The 16,465-nt window shown below is 61.0% G+C and carries 17 protein-coding genes; 8 read left to right on the top strand and 9 right to left on the bottom strand.

The annotated features are described in order from the left end of the window. Positions 1–5: 5 nt before the first annotated feature. Positions 6–686, bottom strand: coding sequence for a hypothetical protein (locus ACEWMW_RS00325; protein WP_409411892.1), 681 nt, complete (start codon positions 684–686; stop codon positions 6–8). A gap of 152 nt (positions 687–838) precedes the next feature. Between ACEWMW_RS00325 and ACEWMW_RS00330 the strand changes: the two genes are divergently transcribed. From ACEWMW_RS00330 to ACEWMW_RS00360, 7 genes are all read left to right on the top strand, one after another. After that, entirely contained in the window at positions 839–1,873 is a 1,035-nt protein-coding gene (locus ACEWMW_RS00330) for a VOC family protein (RefSeq protein ID WP_409411893.1), read from the top strand. Beyond that, positions 1,870–2,577 (top strand): DUF3108 domain-containing protein, encoded by a 708-nt coding sequence (locus ACEWMW_RS00335; protein WP_409411894.1) that lies wholly within the window; start codon positions 1,870–1,872, stop codon positions 2,575–2,577. The genes ACEWMW_RS00330 and ACEWMW_RS00335 overlap by 4 nt, the downstream gene beginning before the upstream one ends. Next, positions 2,574–3,842 (top strand): MFS transporter, encoded by a 1,269-nt coding sequence (locus tag ACEWMW_RS00340; RefSeq protein ID WP_409411895.1) that lies wholly within the window; start codon positions 2,574–2,576, stop codon positions 3,840–3,842. The genes ACEWMW_RS00335 and ACEWMW_RS00340 overlap by 4 nt, the downstream gene beginning before the upstream one ends. Beyond that, positions 3,842–5,392: an FAD-binding oxidoreductase gene (locus ACEWMW_RS00345; protein ID WP_409411896.1), complete on the top strand. Its 1,551-nt coding sequence runs from the start codon at positions 3,842–3,844 to the stop codon at positions 5,390–5,392. The genes ACEWMW_RS00340 and ACEWMW_RS00345 overlap by 1 nt, the downstream gene beginning before the upstream one ends. A gap of 65 nt (positions 5,393–5,457) precedes the next feature. After that, positions 5,458–6,549, top strand: coding sequence for a nitrilase-related carbon-nitrogen hydrolase (locus ACEWMW_RS00350; RefSeq protein WP_409411897.1), 1,092 nt, complete (start codon positions 5,458–5,460; stop codon positions 6,547–6,549). Positions 6,550–6,562: 13 nt separating this feature from the next. Next, complete coding sequence (locus ACEWMW_RS00355; RefSeq protein ID WP_409411898.1) at positions 6,563–7,285, top strand: hypothetical protein; 723 nt, start codon at positions 6,563–6,565, stop codon at positions 7,283–7,285. Positions 7,286–7,295: 10 nt separating this feature from the next. Further along, positions 7,296–8,300, top strand: coding sequence for a zinc-binding dehydrogenase (locus ACEWMW_RS00360; RefSeq protein ID WP_409411899.1), 1,005 nt, complete (start codon positions 7,296–7,298; stop codon positions 8,298–8,300). A gap of 65 nt (positions 8,301–8,365) precedes the next feature. Here the strand turns inward: ACEWMW_RS00360 and ACEWMW_RS00365 are convergent, their stop codons facing one another. Next, positions 8,366–9,091, bottom strand: a complete 726-nt coding sequence (locus ACEWMW_RS00365; RefSeq protein ID WP_409411900.1) for a transglutaminase-like domain-containing protein — start codon at positions 9,089–9,091, stop codon at positions 8,366–8,368. A gap of 50 nt (positions 9,092–9,141) precedes the next feature. On the opposite strand from ACEWMW_RS00365, the gene ACEWMW_RS00370 reads away from it, so the two are divergent. Continuing rightward, complete coding sequence (locus ACEWMW_RS00370) at positions 9,142–9,741, top strand: TetR/AcrR family transcriptional regulator (protein WP_409411901.1); 600 nt, start codon at positions 9,142–9,144, stop codon at positions 9,739–9,741. 73 nt (positions 9,742–9,814) lie between these two features. Here the strand turns inward: ACEWMW_RS00370 and ACEWMW_RS00375 are convergent, their stop codons facing one another. The 7 genes from ACEWMW_RS00375 to ACEWMW_RS00405 are packed head-to-tail and all read right to left on the bottom strand — an operon-like array spanning position 9,815 to position 16,434. Then, entirely contained in the window at positions 9,815–10,840 is a 1,026-nt protein-coding gene (locus ACEWMW_RS00375; RefSeq protein ID WP_409411902.1) for a zinc-dependent alcohol dehydrogenase family protein, read from the bottom strand. 2 nt (positions 10,841–10,842) lie between these two features. Then, complete coding sequence (locus tag ACEWMW_RS00380; RefSeq protein WP_409411903.1) at positions 10,843–12,087, bottom strand: cupin domain-containing protein; 1,245 nt, start codon at positions 12,085–12,087, stop codon at positions 10,843–10,845. Continuing rightward, positions 12,084–12,542, bottom strand: coding sequence for a hypothetical protein (locus ACEWMW_RS00385; protein WP_409411904.1), 459 nt, complete (start codon positions 12,540–12,542; stop codon positions 12,084–12,086). Before ACEWMW_RS00385 ends, ACEWMW_RS00380 begins: the two co-directional genes overlap by 4 nt. Further along, the gene (locus ACEWMW_RS00390; protein ID WP_409411905.1) at positions 12,542–13,957 is read right to left on the bottom strand and encodes an aldehyde dehydrogenase family protein; all 1,416 of its coding nucleotides are present in this window, start codon (positions 13,955–13,957) and stop codon (positions 12,542–12,544) included. Before ACEWMW_RS00390 ends, ACEWMW_RS00385 begins: the two co-directional genes overlap by 1 nt. Next, positions 13,954–14,871, bottom strand: coding sequence for a polysaccharide deacetylase family protein (locus ACEWMW_RS00395; protein ID WP_409411906.1), 918 nt, complete (start codon positions 14,869–14,871; stop codon positions 13,954–13,956). The genes ACEWMW_RS00390 and ACEWMW_RS00395 overlap by 4 nt, the downstream gene beginning before the upstream one ends. Then, positions 14,868–15,773, bottom strand: a complete 906-nt coding sequence (locus tag ACEWMW_RS00400) for a polysaccharide deacetylase family protein (RefSeq protein WP_409411907.1) — start codon at positions 15,771–15,773, stop codon at positions 14,868–14,870. The genes ACEWMW_RS00395 and ACEWMW_RS00400 overlap by 4 nt, the downstream gene beginning before the upstream one ends. Further along, positions 15,751–16,434 (bottom strand): isochorismatase family protein, encoded by a 684-nt coding sequence (locus tag ACEWMW_RS00405; RefSeq protein ID WP_409411908.1) that lies wholly within the window; start codon positions 16,432–16,434, stop codon positions 15,751–15,753. The genes ACEWMW_RS00400 and ACEWMW_RS00405 overlap by 23 nt, the downstream gene beginning before the upstream one ends. Positions 16,435–16,465: the final 31 nt, after the last annotated feature.

Below are 16,465 nucleotides of genomic sequence, written 5' to 3' on the forward strand. Positions count from 1 at the left end.
GGCGCCTAGATGGGCTTCACGTTTCCGAGGTAGGCCGTTGCGAAGAGCATGAGGTACACGATCCACACCCAAATCCGGGTGCGGTTCATGGTCTTCAGCAGCGGCACCTCGGTCTCATCAGAAGAGCCTTCGGCGATCAGCTTGCCGAGTAGCGGCCCGACCGGTTTGAACGCCACATCGATCATGATCGCGGCAGCAAAGATCAGCCCGAACATGAGCGCTTTCCAGGCAAGCCAGGTGGGCGCGATTGGATCGCCCGTGAGCAAGGAAGCGGTCCCGAGCCACAGGTAGAACAGCGTCAATCCGATCTTGAAGATCCACTCGATCTTGCGATCACGCGCCGCACGCGGCATCTGATCGTGAAGGTGCGCATCCCACACCAGCCAGAGCCAGGCCGCTCCGACCACCCAGCTACCCCAGAACATCCATGCAGGAACCTCCCACCAACCGCCGCCTGCGCTGATCGTGATCGAGATTGGCACCATCAGTGCCCATGCCGTGCGCGGCACCATATCGAGATTGACGAGCATCTGAAGCTGCACCAGCCGGGTCGGCAATTCGTATTTGTGACGCCGCCGGAATTCCTGGCCAAGCATGAATACGCCCGCATCGGCCCCCAGCCAGAAGACGAACAACAAGAGGTGGACGTAGACCAACGTCGGATAAGCGGCCTGGGCGAATTCCATAGTGTCTCTCCCCGCAAGACAAGCGCGCCGCGCAGCATCGCCGAGAGCGCTATTAGGCGATGATCTTCGCAAATGCCCGCTTGACAAGCAAGCAATTTGTCCGGACAAATCTTTGCGCAAAAAAGTTCCATTCCCAATTTGGCGCGAGCGTGATGAAACTCACCAGGATATTCTCATTTCTTGCCGCGAGCCTGGCCATCATTGCGCCCGGCACGGCCCATGCCGAGGCCAAGGATCACGGCGTCGAGCCGTGGACCGAGGCGATCGCGAGTGTCTCCGATTTCGAACCGGCCACTCGCCTGTTCCGCGAAGTGGGCGATTGGCAGCTGCGACTTTCCGGCGAAATGGATGAGAGCGAATTGCGTTACTGGAAGCTCTCCGAAGAGGCTTCCGGCCGCTTCGAGCTATGGTGTGCACCGAAAGCTGACACCGGATGTATCCGCTTCGTTCGCTTGTCAGGCGTAGAACAGAAGCCGATCCGTATCGGCGCACGCGCGTGGGACACGGGCGGGATCTATTCGGTCATGGTCCGCTCGGATAATATTCCCGACCTGTTCGCACGCGCGCTCAAGCTTGGCTGGTGGTCGGAAAGCGAGCCGGTGCGATTCCAGTTCGGAACATCGGACTTGCGCAATATCGTCTTAGTCGGCCCACATGGTATCAACCTGGCAGTCTATGAGCGGATCAGCCCCGATTTTGCCGATTTCCCGGTAGGGCGGATCAGCCAGGCATTCAATTCCATGCGCATGGTGCGCGATCGCCATGTTTCGGAGCGCTTTTACTCAGAGACCCTGGGCTTCGACACGCTGTTCTCCGGCAATAGCGAGCCTGCCGATCCCACGCCGTCCAACTTCGGCATCCCGCTCAACTACACCCCCGATATCAAGCGCGGTGCCGCCGCTTTGCAGCCCAGTCTCCCAGGCGAGACTGGCCGCGTCGAAGTGATGCAGATCGAAGGCTTCACTGGAGCGGACCACGCCGACCGCGCCTCGCTTCCCAACCTCGGACATATCTCGGTGCGCTATCCAGTCAGGGATCTGGATGGTTACCGCGCGGAACTTGAGAGCAAAGGTCTGACTGCTGCCTACGAAGCAAAGGGCGTGCGGATCGATGGCCTGGGCCCGGTCGACCTGTTCGCGATCCGCGATCCCGACGGCAACATTACTGAATTCTATCGCGCCCAGTGAGCTTTACGCCTCTCTCCCGCCGCCAAGGCCGCATTTCCTATCGCAAGGCATCGACCGGCGATGCCTGGGGTATGGAGGATTGGTCTTTCACCCGCGACCATGACGGCAATCGCACGCTGGTGGCCCATTGCGAAATGGAACTCGACGGCCGTCATGTGGTGCGCGACAGCACTCTGGCTGTCGATCCCGGCTTCCAGCCGCTCGATGCCTACGTGCGGATCCTGAACCACGGCCGCTTTACTGGCTCTGGCTGGTTTCGCTTCGAGGACGGCTATGCGCTGGGCGAAAGCTGGACCGACGAAAAGGGGCGGATTTCACAGCGCGAAGAAATCGACCGCCCGACGCGCGGCTTCGGTATTCATGCGCTCTTGGGTGATGGTTGGTTGGCCGCCTCCTATCCGCTCGAGAAAGGTGCAGGCAGCGAGCATTTCTGGGGCCGCAATCCGGTGCATAGCCTCGATCATCTCGGTGCGACCGGTCCGGAGATCGAGGTCTCTACCAGCGGCTTTCGCTACAAGGGTATCGAGGACATTACGGTGCCAGCTGGCACGTTCAACTGCCACCGCTTCGAGATGGTGGGGATCGTCAACGATCACCCGCCCTACGACTTCTGGCTGACGAGCGATGGCGATTTCATCTATGTTCGCGGGACCGTAGCAGGCTACATGGACGGATTATTCGAACTGGAGGAATTGCGGGAATGAAATCCAAGGGTGAATTCTCGCAAGGCTGGAAGGTGCTGCTGGCCGGCATGCTCGGCGTCATGTGCGGTGCCTCGCCGGTGCCGTATAACGTCATCGGCTTTACCGTCGGACCGGTCACATCCGAGTTCGGCTGGACGCAGACACAAGCTGTTACTCCGATCACCATTTTCGGCGTGATCGCCGCGCTTCTGGCTCCTGTGTTCGGCGCATTGGCCGACCGCTTCGGCGTCAGGCCCGTTGCGCTCTGGTCGCTGTTCGCATTCGGCGTGTCTTTCGCTGCGATTTCGCTCACGCCCGCGAGCAGCGATCCCTCGACGCTCTACATCTACTATTCGCTGTGGGTCGTGGTTGGCCTTGTCGGTATCGGTTCAACCCCGGTGACCTGGAGCCGCGCGATCAACCTGTGGTTCTTCAAGAACCGCGGCCTGGCCCTGGGCATTTTGCTCCTCGGCACCAGCCTTGCCGCCATGGTCGTGCCGCAGCTCGCGGTGTGGGCGATCGAGAACTACGGCTGGCGCGCCATGTTCGCGATTGTCGCGATCCTGCCGATGAGCGCTCTTGTGATCGCGTTCCTCCTGTTTCGCGAACCGACAATGGACGAGCGCCCCGCCGGTATCTCGAACGACTCCGGCCAGCTGACGGGAGTCACGCTCAAGACCGCACTGCGCGATTATCGCTTTTACTGCATCTGGCTGTCGATCGCGCTTATCGCGCTCTCGTTCGGCGGTGCCTTCATCAACATGCCCACCATCCTCGGCAATCGCGGCATCGAACCGTCGTCTGCCGCAACGGTAATGGGAATCCTGGGGCTCGGTATTTTCTCGGGGCGCATCATCACCGGGCTGATGCTGGACCGTTTCTGGCAGGGCTTTGTCGCCTTCCCCTTGCTGTGCCTCCCGGCGATCACTTGCATCATCCTGCTGGGCGACAATTTATCGCTCCCGCTCGCAGCATTTGCAGGTTTCCTGCTTGGCTTTGCGGCCGGAGCAGAAAGTGACCTGATCGCTTATCTGACCGGGCGCTATTTCGGCATGGCCCATTACGGCAAGATCTACGGCATGCTATACCTTCCGTTTGGCATGTTCTCGGCCATCTCGCCGATCGTCTATGCCATGGTCTATGATGCGACGGGCAGCTTCAATCCGATCCTGACCATCGCGATTGGCGGCTTTGTGGTCGGCGGCGGACTGCTGCTCCTGCTTGGCAAGTATCCGGAGCTGACCGTGCCCGAAGAAGATGAAACCGCAGTGATGGAGCCAGCGTGATGGCCACAATTGTAGAACAGACATTCGCCGATCAATTGGGCGCCAGCGGCGCAGAAGTCCTCACTGACGAGACTTCGCTCGATTTCTATGCGCACGATATCTACTCGCGCGGTGCCGATCTCGCCGCAGTGGTCCGTCCGGCGGACAAGCACCAGTTGGCAGCAGCGATCAGGATCGCGACCGATGCGGGCCATGCGGTTGTCCCGCGCGGCGGGGGCATGAGCTACACTGGCGGCCTGACGTCCGACCAGCCCGGCGCCGTGCTGTTCGACCTCGCGAAGATGAACCGGGTCCTCGAAGTCAATGACACCGACATGTACGTACGGGTCGAGCCAGGATGCACTTGGGCTGCGCTGTATGAACGCCTGTCGCATCACAAGCTGCGCACGCCGATGTGGGGCACGCTTTCGGGTCTCAAGGCGACAGTAGGCGGCGGGATGAGCCAGAATGCGATCTTCTGGGGTACGGGGCGGCATGGCACAGCTGCGCTGAGCTGCCTTTCGCTCGAAATCGCTCTCGCAGACGGCACGCTGATGAAGCTCGGCAAGGATTTCGCTCGGCCCTATGGCCCCGACCTCACTGGGCTGTTCCTCGCCGATACGGGCGCATTGGGCATCAAGGCGGAAATCACCTTGAACCTGGTACCCGAAGCGGCTGCCAACGCTTTCGCCAGCTTCGGCTTCGATACGCACGAAGAGGTCCTTGGCGCGATGTCGGCGATCGAGCGCGCCGGGATCGCGACTGAGTGCTTCGGCTTTGATCCACACCTCAATGCCATTCGGATGAAGCGTGACAGCCTCGCCGGCGACGCCAAGCAACTGGTCGGCATGATGAAGAAGCAGGGCTCGGTCCTCAAGGCGCTCAAGGAAGGCGCCAAGGTGGCGCTGGCCGGACGCGATTTCCTCAAGGATGCGAACTTCTCGCTCCATGTCATGACCGAGGGCCGCAACCAAGCTTCTGCCGATGCCGATTGCGCGCATGCCCGCTCTCTCGCGCTGTCGCATGGCGGCGAGGAGGTCGAGAACACCATTCCCAAGATCGTGCGCGCCAATCCCTTCGTCCCGCTCAATTCGATGCTGGGGCCAGACGGTGAGCGCTGGGCCCCGATCCACGGGCTCTTCAGCCACTCGCAGGCACCCCGGTTCTATGCAGCGATTTCGCAATTCTTTGCCGACAATGCCGCAGAGATGGACGCGCAGGGCATCCATTTCGGCACGCTCGTTGCAGCGGTCGGCGGCGCAGGTGTAGTGATCGAGCCGTGTCTCTACTGGCCCGATGCGCGCAATCCCGTGATCGAGGACACGGTCGAGGATGCGCACCTATCGCGCTTACCCAAACTCGATGACAATCCGGAAGGCCGCGCGGTTACACAGCGCCTTAAACAGCAGATGATCGACCTGATGTTCGAGCATGAGGCGGCGCATCTCCAGATCGGGCGCGCCTATCGTTATCAGGACAGCCTCGATCCGGCGGCGAAAGCCCTGCTCAGCGCGATCAAGCGTCAGGTCGATCCGCGCGGGCTGATGAACCCGGGATCGCTTGGGCTTTGACAGGATTTGCTCTCGACCGCAGGCGGGCGATAGCAGCAGGAATATGCGCAGGGCTTGCACCGGGTGTGGCCAGCGCAATTGAAACGGGAGAGAATGTGAGCAGCCCCCATACCTACTCAGCCGTCGCGATGCAGCTCACCGCACGCGCGCTCGACAAGCATCCCGACGCGGCTTCGGCGCGCGCCGCGATCCAGCAGCATATCGCCGATATCGAGCCGCAGATCCGCAGCGCCTCGATCTTCATCGGACAGTATGCGGGCCATCCCGTGAAGCTGGCGGTGCTGCCTGAATACCTCTTCACGTCCTATCCCGGCCCGGTGACGATCCCGGACTTCGCCGCCAAGGTCGGCTTTGCAGCGGGCGGTGCGGAATACGAAGCGCTGGGCGCCATGGCGCAGCGGCTCAAGATGCATATCGCGGGCAATGCCTACGAAACCGACGAGGCCTTCCCCGATTTCTACTTCCAGACAAGCTTCCTCGTCGCGCCATCGGGTGATGTGGTGCTACGTTATCGCAGGCTGGTGTCGATGTTCGCGCCAAGCCCGCACGATGTGTGGGATGCCTATCTCGACAAGTATGGGCTGGAAGGCGTCTTCCCCGTGGCCGATACCGAGATCGGCCGCATCGCCGCGATCGCAAGCGAGGAGATCCTCTATCCCGAGATTGCGCGCGCACTCGCCTTCCGCGGGGCCGAGATCTTCGTCCATTGCTCAAGCGAAGTCGGCTCGCCACTCGCCACCAACAAGGACGTAGCGAAGCAGGCGCGCGCTTTCGAGAACATGGCCTATGTCGTCTCGGCGAACACCGCAGGGATTAGCGGCACCACGCTGCCGCTCAACAGTGCCGAGGGCAATTCGAGCATCGTCGATTTCAAGGGCAAGGTTGTCGCGGAAAGCAATGACGGCGAGACCTTCACCGCTTTTGCCACGATCGATCTCGGGGCTTTGCGCGAGGCACGCCGCACCCCGGCAATGACCAATTATCTAGCGCGCCAGCGGCCCGACCTGTTTGCGCAAGCCTATGCCGCTGCGGCGCAGGATTTCCATCGCCCCAACGGCATGATGGAGGGCGGCAACTCCGCGGTGCCCGAGCGCGACTATTTCAGGCGCGCGCAAGAGGCCGTGATTGAAAGACTGGATAAGGCAGGGATCATCTGATGGAGCGTCGGCCATGATACACAGAAATGTCCGCGGACAAATCCGCTACACCTCGATGAAGGAAGGCATGGAAGGCCAGGAGCGCGGGCGCGAATGGTTCAATTTCACGCATCACGCCGATGGTTCGGTGATCATGAGCGCGCAATGCGAGATCGAGGAACCCGATCCGACGGTGCTGCGCAATATCATCTGCCATATCGGGCCGGACCGCAAACCGCAGAACCTGCTCGTCCACCTTACGCTGGGCGATGAGTTCCTCGGCTCGGGCTGGATGCGCTATGACCAGGCGAACGACCAGATCACGTGCGAGAGCTTCGGCCCCTCGATCGGTCGCAATTCGGAAACGCGTGACGCCGGCGAGTTTGATGCTTTCGGAACGCATCCCGTTGTCGGCGACGGCTTTTCCACCCGCTTGATGGACACCAGCCAGGGCCCGCACAAACGCAAGCTTCGCTTCTTCCTCCCCTCGCCCGATCATCGCGGCGCAACCCCGCCGCAAATCGCCGAAGTCGAAATGACGATGGAATATGTCGGCGAAGAGGAGAAGACGGTCGAAGCCGGGACCTTCCAGTGCCGCCGCTATCGCTATGTCGATGACAGCGACGAAGGCATGGGCGGCGTAACCCATCCCGATTTCGACATGTGGGTCACCGCCGATGACGACAGCGTGCTCGTTTATGGCTCGATCGACGGCTATATGATGAACCGCTACGAGCTGGTCGAGCTGGAGCGATAGGCTCCGGTCGATGGTCGATAGCTACCGCGCGATCGAACAGTTCCGCTTCGCCGACAGCTTTGCCGAAGCCACGCGCATCGTGGAGCTGCCTATCACCGATCCCGGTCCCGGTGAAATCAGGGTCCGCAACAGGTGGTGCGGCATCAATGGCATTTTCGATACACAATGTGCCCGCAACCTGGTCGATTTCGTCAAGCTCAGCCCGCCCTTCTACACCGGGGTCGAGGCGGTGGGCGAAGTCGAGGCAATTGGCCCTGGAGTAACGGGCATCGCGGTGGGCGACGCGGTGGCGAGCACTCGGTTCGGCAACGGTTACCGCGAAATCGCGCTCGGTCCGGTCGAGAGTTTCGTCAACATAACGCGAGCCGATAGCAGCCATCTGGCACTCGCCTCTTCGGGCGTGGCTGCCTGGCTGGGCCTCACCCACACGGGCGAGCTCAAATCGGGTGAAGTGCTGGCTATCTCCGCTGCGGCGGGCGGCCTCGGCCATCTCGATGTGCAGATCGGCAAGGCGTTGGGGTGCCATGTGGTGGCGATTTGCGGCGGCCCGCAAAAGGCTGAGTTCGTCCGCTCGCTCGGCGCGGACCGGGTCATCGACTACCGATCCGAAGATGTGGCGCAAGTCCTCGCGGCGGAATACCCTGACCGGATCGACGTCGCGCTCGACACCGTTGGCGGTCCGATCTTCGACGCTTTCATCGATAACCTGGCGACGCATGGACGCTGCGTGATCAGCGGCTGGGCAAGCGACATGGAGGGCGAGCCACAGCAGGTCACATCGCCGCGCATCGGCCACAAGCTCTATTACAAGGGCGCTTCGGTCCACGCCTTCATGAACGGATTGCTGACCGAACTATGGCCGGCCGCGCGCGAGGCTGTATTGGAGCTCCACCGGCAAGGGAAAATCAGCGTCGCCATCGATGATCACGGCATGCGCGGGATCGATGCTGTCCCCGAGCTTGTCGAGCGACTGGGAGCCGGAGAATCGATGGGTAAAGTCGCGCTCGAATTCTAGGGCGTTACCCTCAATCTTCACCTTGTCGATCAACGTCTGCAAATGGGTGGGTAGCGGACAGTCTGCTACCGGCTGATTTGGCTCGAAAGCTGCCCCGGCCTCGATTCTCGAAGCGCGTTCAGTCGACGATTCATAACGGTCATAAACAAGTCCGGCAGCGGTCGGCCAAGCGCGAACATCGTGTCGAAAGTTAGCGGTCCACCTCGATGAAGATATTTGTCTGAGCGATAGAAATCTTCAATCTCGCTAACAGGCTCGTGAAGTTCCTCGATGAGATCGGGCGTCGCGACTTGCGAGAAGCTATCACTCTTCCCGTCCCACTTGCCCGTCGCCGATACGTGGCAGCCATAGCCCAATACTCTCTGCTCGCACTCCAGACGCTCCACAGCCGCTGTCCGCAAGGCAGGATCGGCAATGTAACTGTCCAGTCGCACCCATTTACCATCGACTCGAACCTCGGCAAAGACATGCGAAAGTCGCGGCACAGCCGACACAGCGCCGCGAAGTACCTCGTCGGAAATTGTGACTGGTTGAAACCGCGCTTCGAAACCGGCTTCGCGGAACAAGGCGACGACCAGGCGCGCCTGAGGATTACAATGTCCAACTTTTAGCTTGAGCGTGGTCGCGGGAGAGGCCGCGTCGAAATAGGGCGTAAAGCCGAAAGCGATCTCGTCTCGAACGAAGTCGTGGATCGCGATCGCAAGCGCCTTGTCGCTTCCGTGTTCTTGGGTCAGTTCCGAGATTACACCTTTGACCGTTCTGCATTTTGAGGTCACGCTCTCTTGCTCCATATTCGTTGTTGTGTTGTCGACGATAACAACGCTATAACAGTGTTATTGAAATGAACAAGACTTACCGACGTTCCGGAAAAATACACGATGAGCTCTTAGATGCGGCGATCCGGCTGCTCGAGGATGGCGATCTGCGTGATTTGACGGTTCGCAGAATTGCCGCTGAGGCGGGAGTATCGACTATGGCAGTCTATACGGCCTTCGGCAGCCGCGACGGCGTTCTCGATGCACTGTATCTACACGGCTTTGAGGACCTTGCTGCGCATGTCGCGCAGGGCGATTCGAACGGGGATCCTTACGATCGCCTCATCGCGATGATTGACCGATACATCGATTTCTGGGCGGCCCAACCAAGCCGTTACGCCCTCATGTTCGATATTGAAGGATCGGACTTCTCGCCATCGAACGGATCGCGCGAAGGCGCGAAGACGGCATTCCTTCATCTTGCAGACGCCTACTCGCGAGCAATTGCAAAAAACAATTCCGACCCATCAGCCCATGAAGGCGCTTTTGCGCTTTGGGCGCTGATTCACGGTCTATTGAGTATGAGGGGGCACTTGCCCCCACAAGAAAGAGAATTACCCGCGATACGCGCGCGTATCCATCGGGCAGTTGAGATCGTTGTTTCGCCGGGCGCGGACACCACCTAGTCCAACGTCAAGTGTCAGGCGCGACTTCCTGAACGACAAACGTCCGCAATTGGGTCGTTAGCGGACATTCGGCCTATCCGACCCTGATCATCACCTTGCCCATATGCGCACCGCTATCGAGGTAGCGGTAGGCTTCCGGCGCATCGCCGAATGCAAATTCGCGGTCGATAATCATCTCGATATCATTGCTCGCGACCACGTCCAGCGCCTGGCCGAGCATATTGCGGCTGCCCGAAGCGATCCCCTTGATGGTGATGTTCTTGCCGATGATCTCGCCCTGGCTGGCGCTCGCCGTGTCCTGCGGCGTGCCCGAAAGCGCGCCCAATGTCCCGATCCGACCATTGACGGCGGTTGCTGCGACTGTCTGGCCGAGTGCGGGAAAGCCCAGCGTGTCGACCACAACGTCCGCGCCGCGTCCGCCGGTTGCCTCAAGCAGCGCTGCGGCCCAGTCTTCACGCTCGCGGTAGTTGACAGTAAAATCCGCGCCCATCTCTCTCGCGCGAGCGAGCTTCTCTTCGCTTGAAGACGTAATCGCGAAGTCAGCGCCCAGTGCCTTGGCCAGCTGCAGCGAGAACACCGATACGCCGCCAGTCCCCTGTGCCAGGACCAACTTGCCCACCTCGGCCCCGCCGAATGCGACCATCGCATGCCATACCGTGCCGCCGACGACCGCCATCGTCGCCGCCGTTTCGTCCGAAACGCTATCGGGAAGCGGCACAACCGCCGCCGCAGGAAGGACGATCTTCTCTGCCAGCCAGCCATTGGCGGTGACGCCAAGATCCTTCGCAAAAATGCCGTAATTGTAGCCTACATCTTCCAGCCAGGTGACGAAATGCGGCGTGATGACGCGGGTGCCGGCGGCGAGACCCTCGACGCCTTCGCAGAGCGATTCCACAACGCCGACACCATCTGACAGCGGGACCCGATCGGGCGCTTTGGCGCCGCCATATTGGTGGCGAATGATCATCAGGTCGCGGTAATTGAGCCCCGCCGCAATAACCTTGACCACGACTTCTCCCGGACCGGCCACGGGATCGTCGACCTCGACCTGGTGCAGGCTGTCGATGTCGTTGCCGCTGCCGATCTGCCAAATTTTCATATCTATTCGCTTTCTTCGGGCACGGGTGCCGATGGACAATAGGGATAGAACACCGCGGTCAATTTCTCTTGGGTGCGGATGAGCCAGGTTGCGCCCGCGCTGCTGGTCGAATCCGGGCCCGAATGCATCAGCCCGCCGGGCCGGTAGAGATAGCCGCCGGGATTGTAGTCGAAGCTCTTGAGGCCCGAGGGCAGGCATTCCTTGAGGTGGTAATCGCCTTCGAGCAGGTAAGCTTCCTCCACGCCCGGATGAATCTCCCACGGCACCGCAACGCCCGCCGCGCTTTGTACCAGATGGACCCGCGCGCCGGTTTCCTCATCGGTCCACAGCGGCTTGATGTAGAGCGCCACTTCCTCGCCGGCATCCTGCGCCACCGTTCCGGGGCGCCAGTCCACTTCCGTACCGCGAGACACCAGCGGCGCATCGGGCTCGGGCGCATTCTCCTGCGGTGCATCGCCGAACAGGAGGTAGGTCGTACCGGGCTTTCCGGAGACTGCACCCATCTCGGAGCCTTGCGGCAGATGGAGGAAATCACCGCCGCCCAGCGTAAAGCCCGCCAGCGTGAGCTCACCGTTGAGGACATAGACCTGGTAATTACGCGGCAGCTTGCCGAATGTGTTGCCGCGCTCGCTCTTGACCGTGATGCGGGCGACGTAATCACCCTTGTCGCCTTCGCGCAGCAGCACCCGGTCGGCCCATCCCGTATTGTAATCATGCGGTTCGATATCGTCGGCATCGGCGCCGATCACGAGATCCGCCGGATCAGCATAGCGCGGCACATCGGGAATTGAGCTGCCGTTGAATTCCGCGATGTAGGCGTTGGAGCCGACCTTGCCGACTATGTCCTCGCGCAGCGCTATTTCCGGATAGACGCGCACGAGGTAATCGCCCGCCGAAGGGTTCTGCCGCATCGGCACGATGTTATTCTGATACTCATCCGAATACCAGAAGGCCTTGGCATTCTCGAGGCAGGGGAAGCGCACCAGCAAGAGCGCGTGGTTCTCCGGCGCTTCACCTTCGAAATGAGCTATCGGGAAGCCGTTGAGGTAATAGGCCCCGAGGCGCTGGTACATGCCCGTTGCAGCGATCGCCTGGGCATAGGCAATCATGCGCTCGCGGTCGTGCGTCGGGCCCATGACCGCCATGATGACGGGATCATCGCAAGCCGCAGCTTCAGTGTGCCCAGCCTCCTCGGCAAGTGCTCCGTTAGGGCTGGCTGCAAGGGCAAGCGATGCAATTATGCTCACGGTTCTATCCTGTGTTCGTTGCATAGCGTCCACTTCCAGGGCCGCCCGTTCTTGAACCATTCCCAGGTTCGCGAGCGGGTCTGGCGATCGGCTGCAATCGCAATCATTTCAATGTAATAGGCTTCGGGCTCATCCTGCCGGTCGAGCTTGAGCATCAGCGTGTCTTCATGGCTTTGCCAGCCATAACCGCCGAAACGATCGGTCTCCCAGACGAGCTTGTCGCCCGCCAGCCTGCCGCCGAATTCGTACGTCGCCTCGCTGCCGTCTTCCCAGCTAAGCCAGTTGTGCTGGATGTAATGCCATTCGCCGCTGTCGGGGAATTCGCAATGCGTCTTGACCTTGTGCGCATCGATGGGAGTGCCGTCGGAATCGATGTGGCGATACCATCCGTCCCACCATCCCTCATGGAGCAGCATCGCGGGCATCACCGCTTCGAGCTCTGCGCGATTGCCCACTAACGCGCGTCCTCGGCATAGGCTTCGATGGTGGGCGCTTCGGTAACGCGGCGGATCAGTGCTTGCTGGCGCAGGAACCGCAGCATGCCTTCATCGCCCATCCGGCTGGGACCAAGGCCCGAGGTCTTGCGCGACATATTGGTCGCATCATTGACCATCGAGGTCATCGCACCATCCTGCAGGCTGATCGCCCCGGCATCAATCTGCGCGCCCACTTCGGCGGCTTCGTCGAGCGATCCGGCCAGCACCGCAGCAGACAGGCCGTAAGTGGTGTCATTGGCCTGCGCGATCGCATCGCCGATGTCGTCATAGACAATGACCGGCAGCACCGGCCCGAAGGTTTCTTCGCGGATGACCGCCATGTCGGGTGTGACATCGGTGAGGATAGTCGGGCGCATCCATGCCCCGCCGCCGTGGTTCTCAACCTCGCCGCCCGTCAGCACCCTCGCACCCGCGGCGTGCGCTGTATCGATCTGCTCAGCAACCTTGCTGGCCTGCGGAGGGAAGATAAATGGCCCCAGGTGGCCCTTGCCCGGATCGGGATATGCCAGTTCGACCGCTTCGGCCCCGCGCACCAGTTCCTCCAGGAATAGTTCGGCAATTTCGCGCGCGACGTAGATCCGTTCGATCGACTGGCAGGCCTGCCCGGTCGCAACGATAGAGGCGCGCAAAGCGACCTGTGCGGCCCAGATCGGATCGGCGCTGGCCGTAACAATCAGCGGATCCTTGCCCCCCAGTTCAAGATTGGCGGGGATGAGGTTGCGCGCCGCCGCTTCGGCGACTTTGCGACCCGTAGCGGTCGAGCCGGTAAAGCACACATAGTCCACCTGCTCGATCAACGCCTGGCCCACTTCCGGCCCACCCATGACATATTCGAGCGGTAATTCAGGGACTTGGGCAAGCACTTCGCGCATCGGCTCGACCCAGCGCGGGGTGATCTCCGACGGCTTCACCAGCGCTGCCGAACCCGCCATCAGCGCTGCATTGGCATCGATATGGCTGAGGATAACGGGGAAGTTCCACGGCGCAATGGCTCCGAACAGCGGATAGGCGGAATAGCGCGTTTCCAGCTCGACCCCCGGCGTTGCCGAAGGCCTGCGATCGCGCGGCAGTCCGGCGAAAAGTTCTGGCCCGCGCGCGGCCCAGCGCCGCAAGCTGCCCGCGAAACCAAAGGCCTCCATCCGCGCCACTGCCTGCCGCCCGGTGTCGATGGCAAGCGCATCGGCAATATCGGCCGACCGCGCTTCCACCGCTTCGGCCATCGCGACAAGCACCTTGGCCCGCGCTTCCGGCCCCTTTTTCTCCCAATCGGCTTGCCGATCCCGAAGGCGCTGCGCAGCGGCGGCTACTTCGCCAAGGCTGCTTTCCGCGAACTCATAGTCAGTTTCGCCGGTGCGAGGGTTGATTGCCTTCATTGCTGCTGCTCCCACGCGCCAACAATCTGTGATCCGGTCGCGAACCACGCCTCGGTGCGGCCCGCCAAATCGCCCAGCAGTTCCTCCAGCGCTTCGATCCGGAACGGCTGGCCCATGATGTAAGGCGTCAGTTGCATCGGCAATACGCGCGCCGATGATTGCTCCGCCGCTTCCTGCGCCAGCCAGTCGAACGCATCGCGCATCATCTGCGCCCAGGCTTCCGCCGAATGCTGCTGCGCCGCGACGATCTGCTGATCGGAGAGATCGACACTGGAGGGAAGCGCAACCAGCCCGTTGCTAAAGCGATAGGGCAGCTCGTCGTTCACCCAGTCGGCGCACCACGAAAGGCCATGTTCCTTGAGGATATCGAGCGTGCGGAAGCTCTGCGAGCGGGCGATCGAATGCCAGCCGCTTGGCTTAACGCCTGCTGCCATCTCCAGCCGCGACAGGGCGTCGGCGATCAGTGCGCGCTCTTCCTCCTCGCATATCGAGGAAGCTATCGTGCCGTTCATATCGGTCGAATGCGCAACGATCTCGTGACCGCCCGCCTTCACTGCTTCAATCAGTTCAGGGTAGCGCTCGGCAACCGCGGCGTTGATCGCGAAGCTGGCAGTGATCCCGGGCCCAGCAAAAGCATCAAGGATCCGGAACACGGCGACCCGATTTCCATAATCGCGCACCGTGTAATGACGATAATCGGGATAGGGCGTGACCATATGCCCGGGGGCGCGGAACGGTTTATCCTCCGGCGTGATCGGGAAGTATCCGAGGTTCACCATCACCGAGACGGCAACGGATTTGTCGCCTGGCCAGCGTACCGGCTCGCGTGCGTGGATGTTCGACCATTCGTAGAGATCATGGTCGTAGCCTTCGCCCCGATGCGGATATTGGGTATAGGAGGGATCGAGGCTCATTGCTGCGCCCTCCAGCTATCGATGATCTCTCCCGCACGCGCTTTCCAGCAGCGCGGATCATTGGCGATATGCCGCAAAGCCTCCTCGAACGGACCGATCCGGTGCGGCTGCCCAATGAGGTAAGCGTGGAGCGGAATGCACATGACAGTGCCGGATTGCTCACCTTCGCTCGCCAGCCGTTCGAACTGACGGATCAGGCTATCGGCATATTCGCGGCCCGCCATTCCATATACGTTGAAGCCGTAATGGTCATTGACTTCGAGGCTGTAGGGAATCGAGGCGAGCTTGCCCTTGGCGACCTTCACCTCCTGCACTTGGTCGTCGTGATAGAGATCGCAGGTGTAATCGAGCCCGTACTCGGCAATCAGATCGAGCGTGCGCGGAGTATGCGTCAGCGCCGGGGCGAGCCAGCCGCGGATACGCTGGCCGGTTGCGCGCTCCACGGTTTCGATCGAGTCCTCGATGATCGCGCGTTCCTGCGCTTCGTCCATCCCATAGGAATAACGTGTGTTGTAGATGCCGTGGCTAAAGAACTCCCAGCCGCGCTCGGCCCCGTCCTGCACCACTTCGGGGTGATGATCGCATAACGCGACCGACAGGCTGACCGAGCCGGGAAAGCCGTGCCGGCTCATCACCTCGGCCATGCGCCAGTGGCTCACTCGGTTGGAGTGATCGCGGTAGGAAAAGCCGACCACATCCGGATGCGGCTTGGGCCAGGGCTTACGGTGCGGATTTACCGGCGGATCGACCTCGTAATATTCGAGGTTTGGCGCGACCCACACGGCGCAAGTCTTGCCTTCGGGCCAGACGATCTTCTTGCGGTTCTTGTACGGATGATAGTCGTAGAGACCGGGATCGGACGCGCCTTCCTGCATGACGTCAGCGCGCCTCCAGCCAGTCAATCACCGCCTGCACCGGTTCGACATCGGCATATTTGAGCTGCAGGTCGGTCAGATTGGCGAAGTGATAGCTTTCGTGCTTGTCGGCGCAGGTCTCGATCGGGACGATGGTGCGATAGCCATGGCTGAGCGAGTCCACCGCCGTCGCGCGCACGCAGCCCGAAGTCGAGCCCCCCGTCACCACGACCGTATCGACGCGGTGAAAGGTAAGATAGCTTGCCAGCGACGTTTCGAAAAAGGCGCTCGGCATGCGCTTGGTATAGGTCAGGTCGTGTGGATCGATCTCGCAGCGGGGATCGAACTGGTGGCGTTCGCTGTCGTATTTGATGTTCTGGAGCGAATCCTCGGTATTGGTACGTGTGCCCCAAACCCCGGCATCGCCCGCGTCATCCTTGTAGGCAACGCGGCTCCAAATCACCGGCATTCCGCGCTCACGCGCGAGACGGCTAATCGTATTGAGATATTCGATCTGCCGGGGGTCGGTTTCATAAGAGGTCTTGAACATGTCGAGCCTGGTATAAGCCTGCTGCACATCGACATTCACGATCGCCAGCTTCTCGCCAAAACCGAACTTCTTGCGCGCCGGATTGGCCATGACCTCTTCGAAGATCTGCCTGGCCGTCTTTCCGTCTTCGACCATCTTCGTACCGAGCTGTTCGCTCATCAATTTTTGCTCCGATTCCACTTTGACAGGA

Origin of the sequence: Litorerythrobacter xanthomarinus (assembly GCF_046254955.1) — a bacterium.
Lineage (GTDB): Bacteria > Pseudomonadota > Alphaproteobacteria > Sphingomonadales > Sphingomonadaceae > Qipengyuania_C.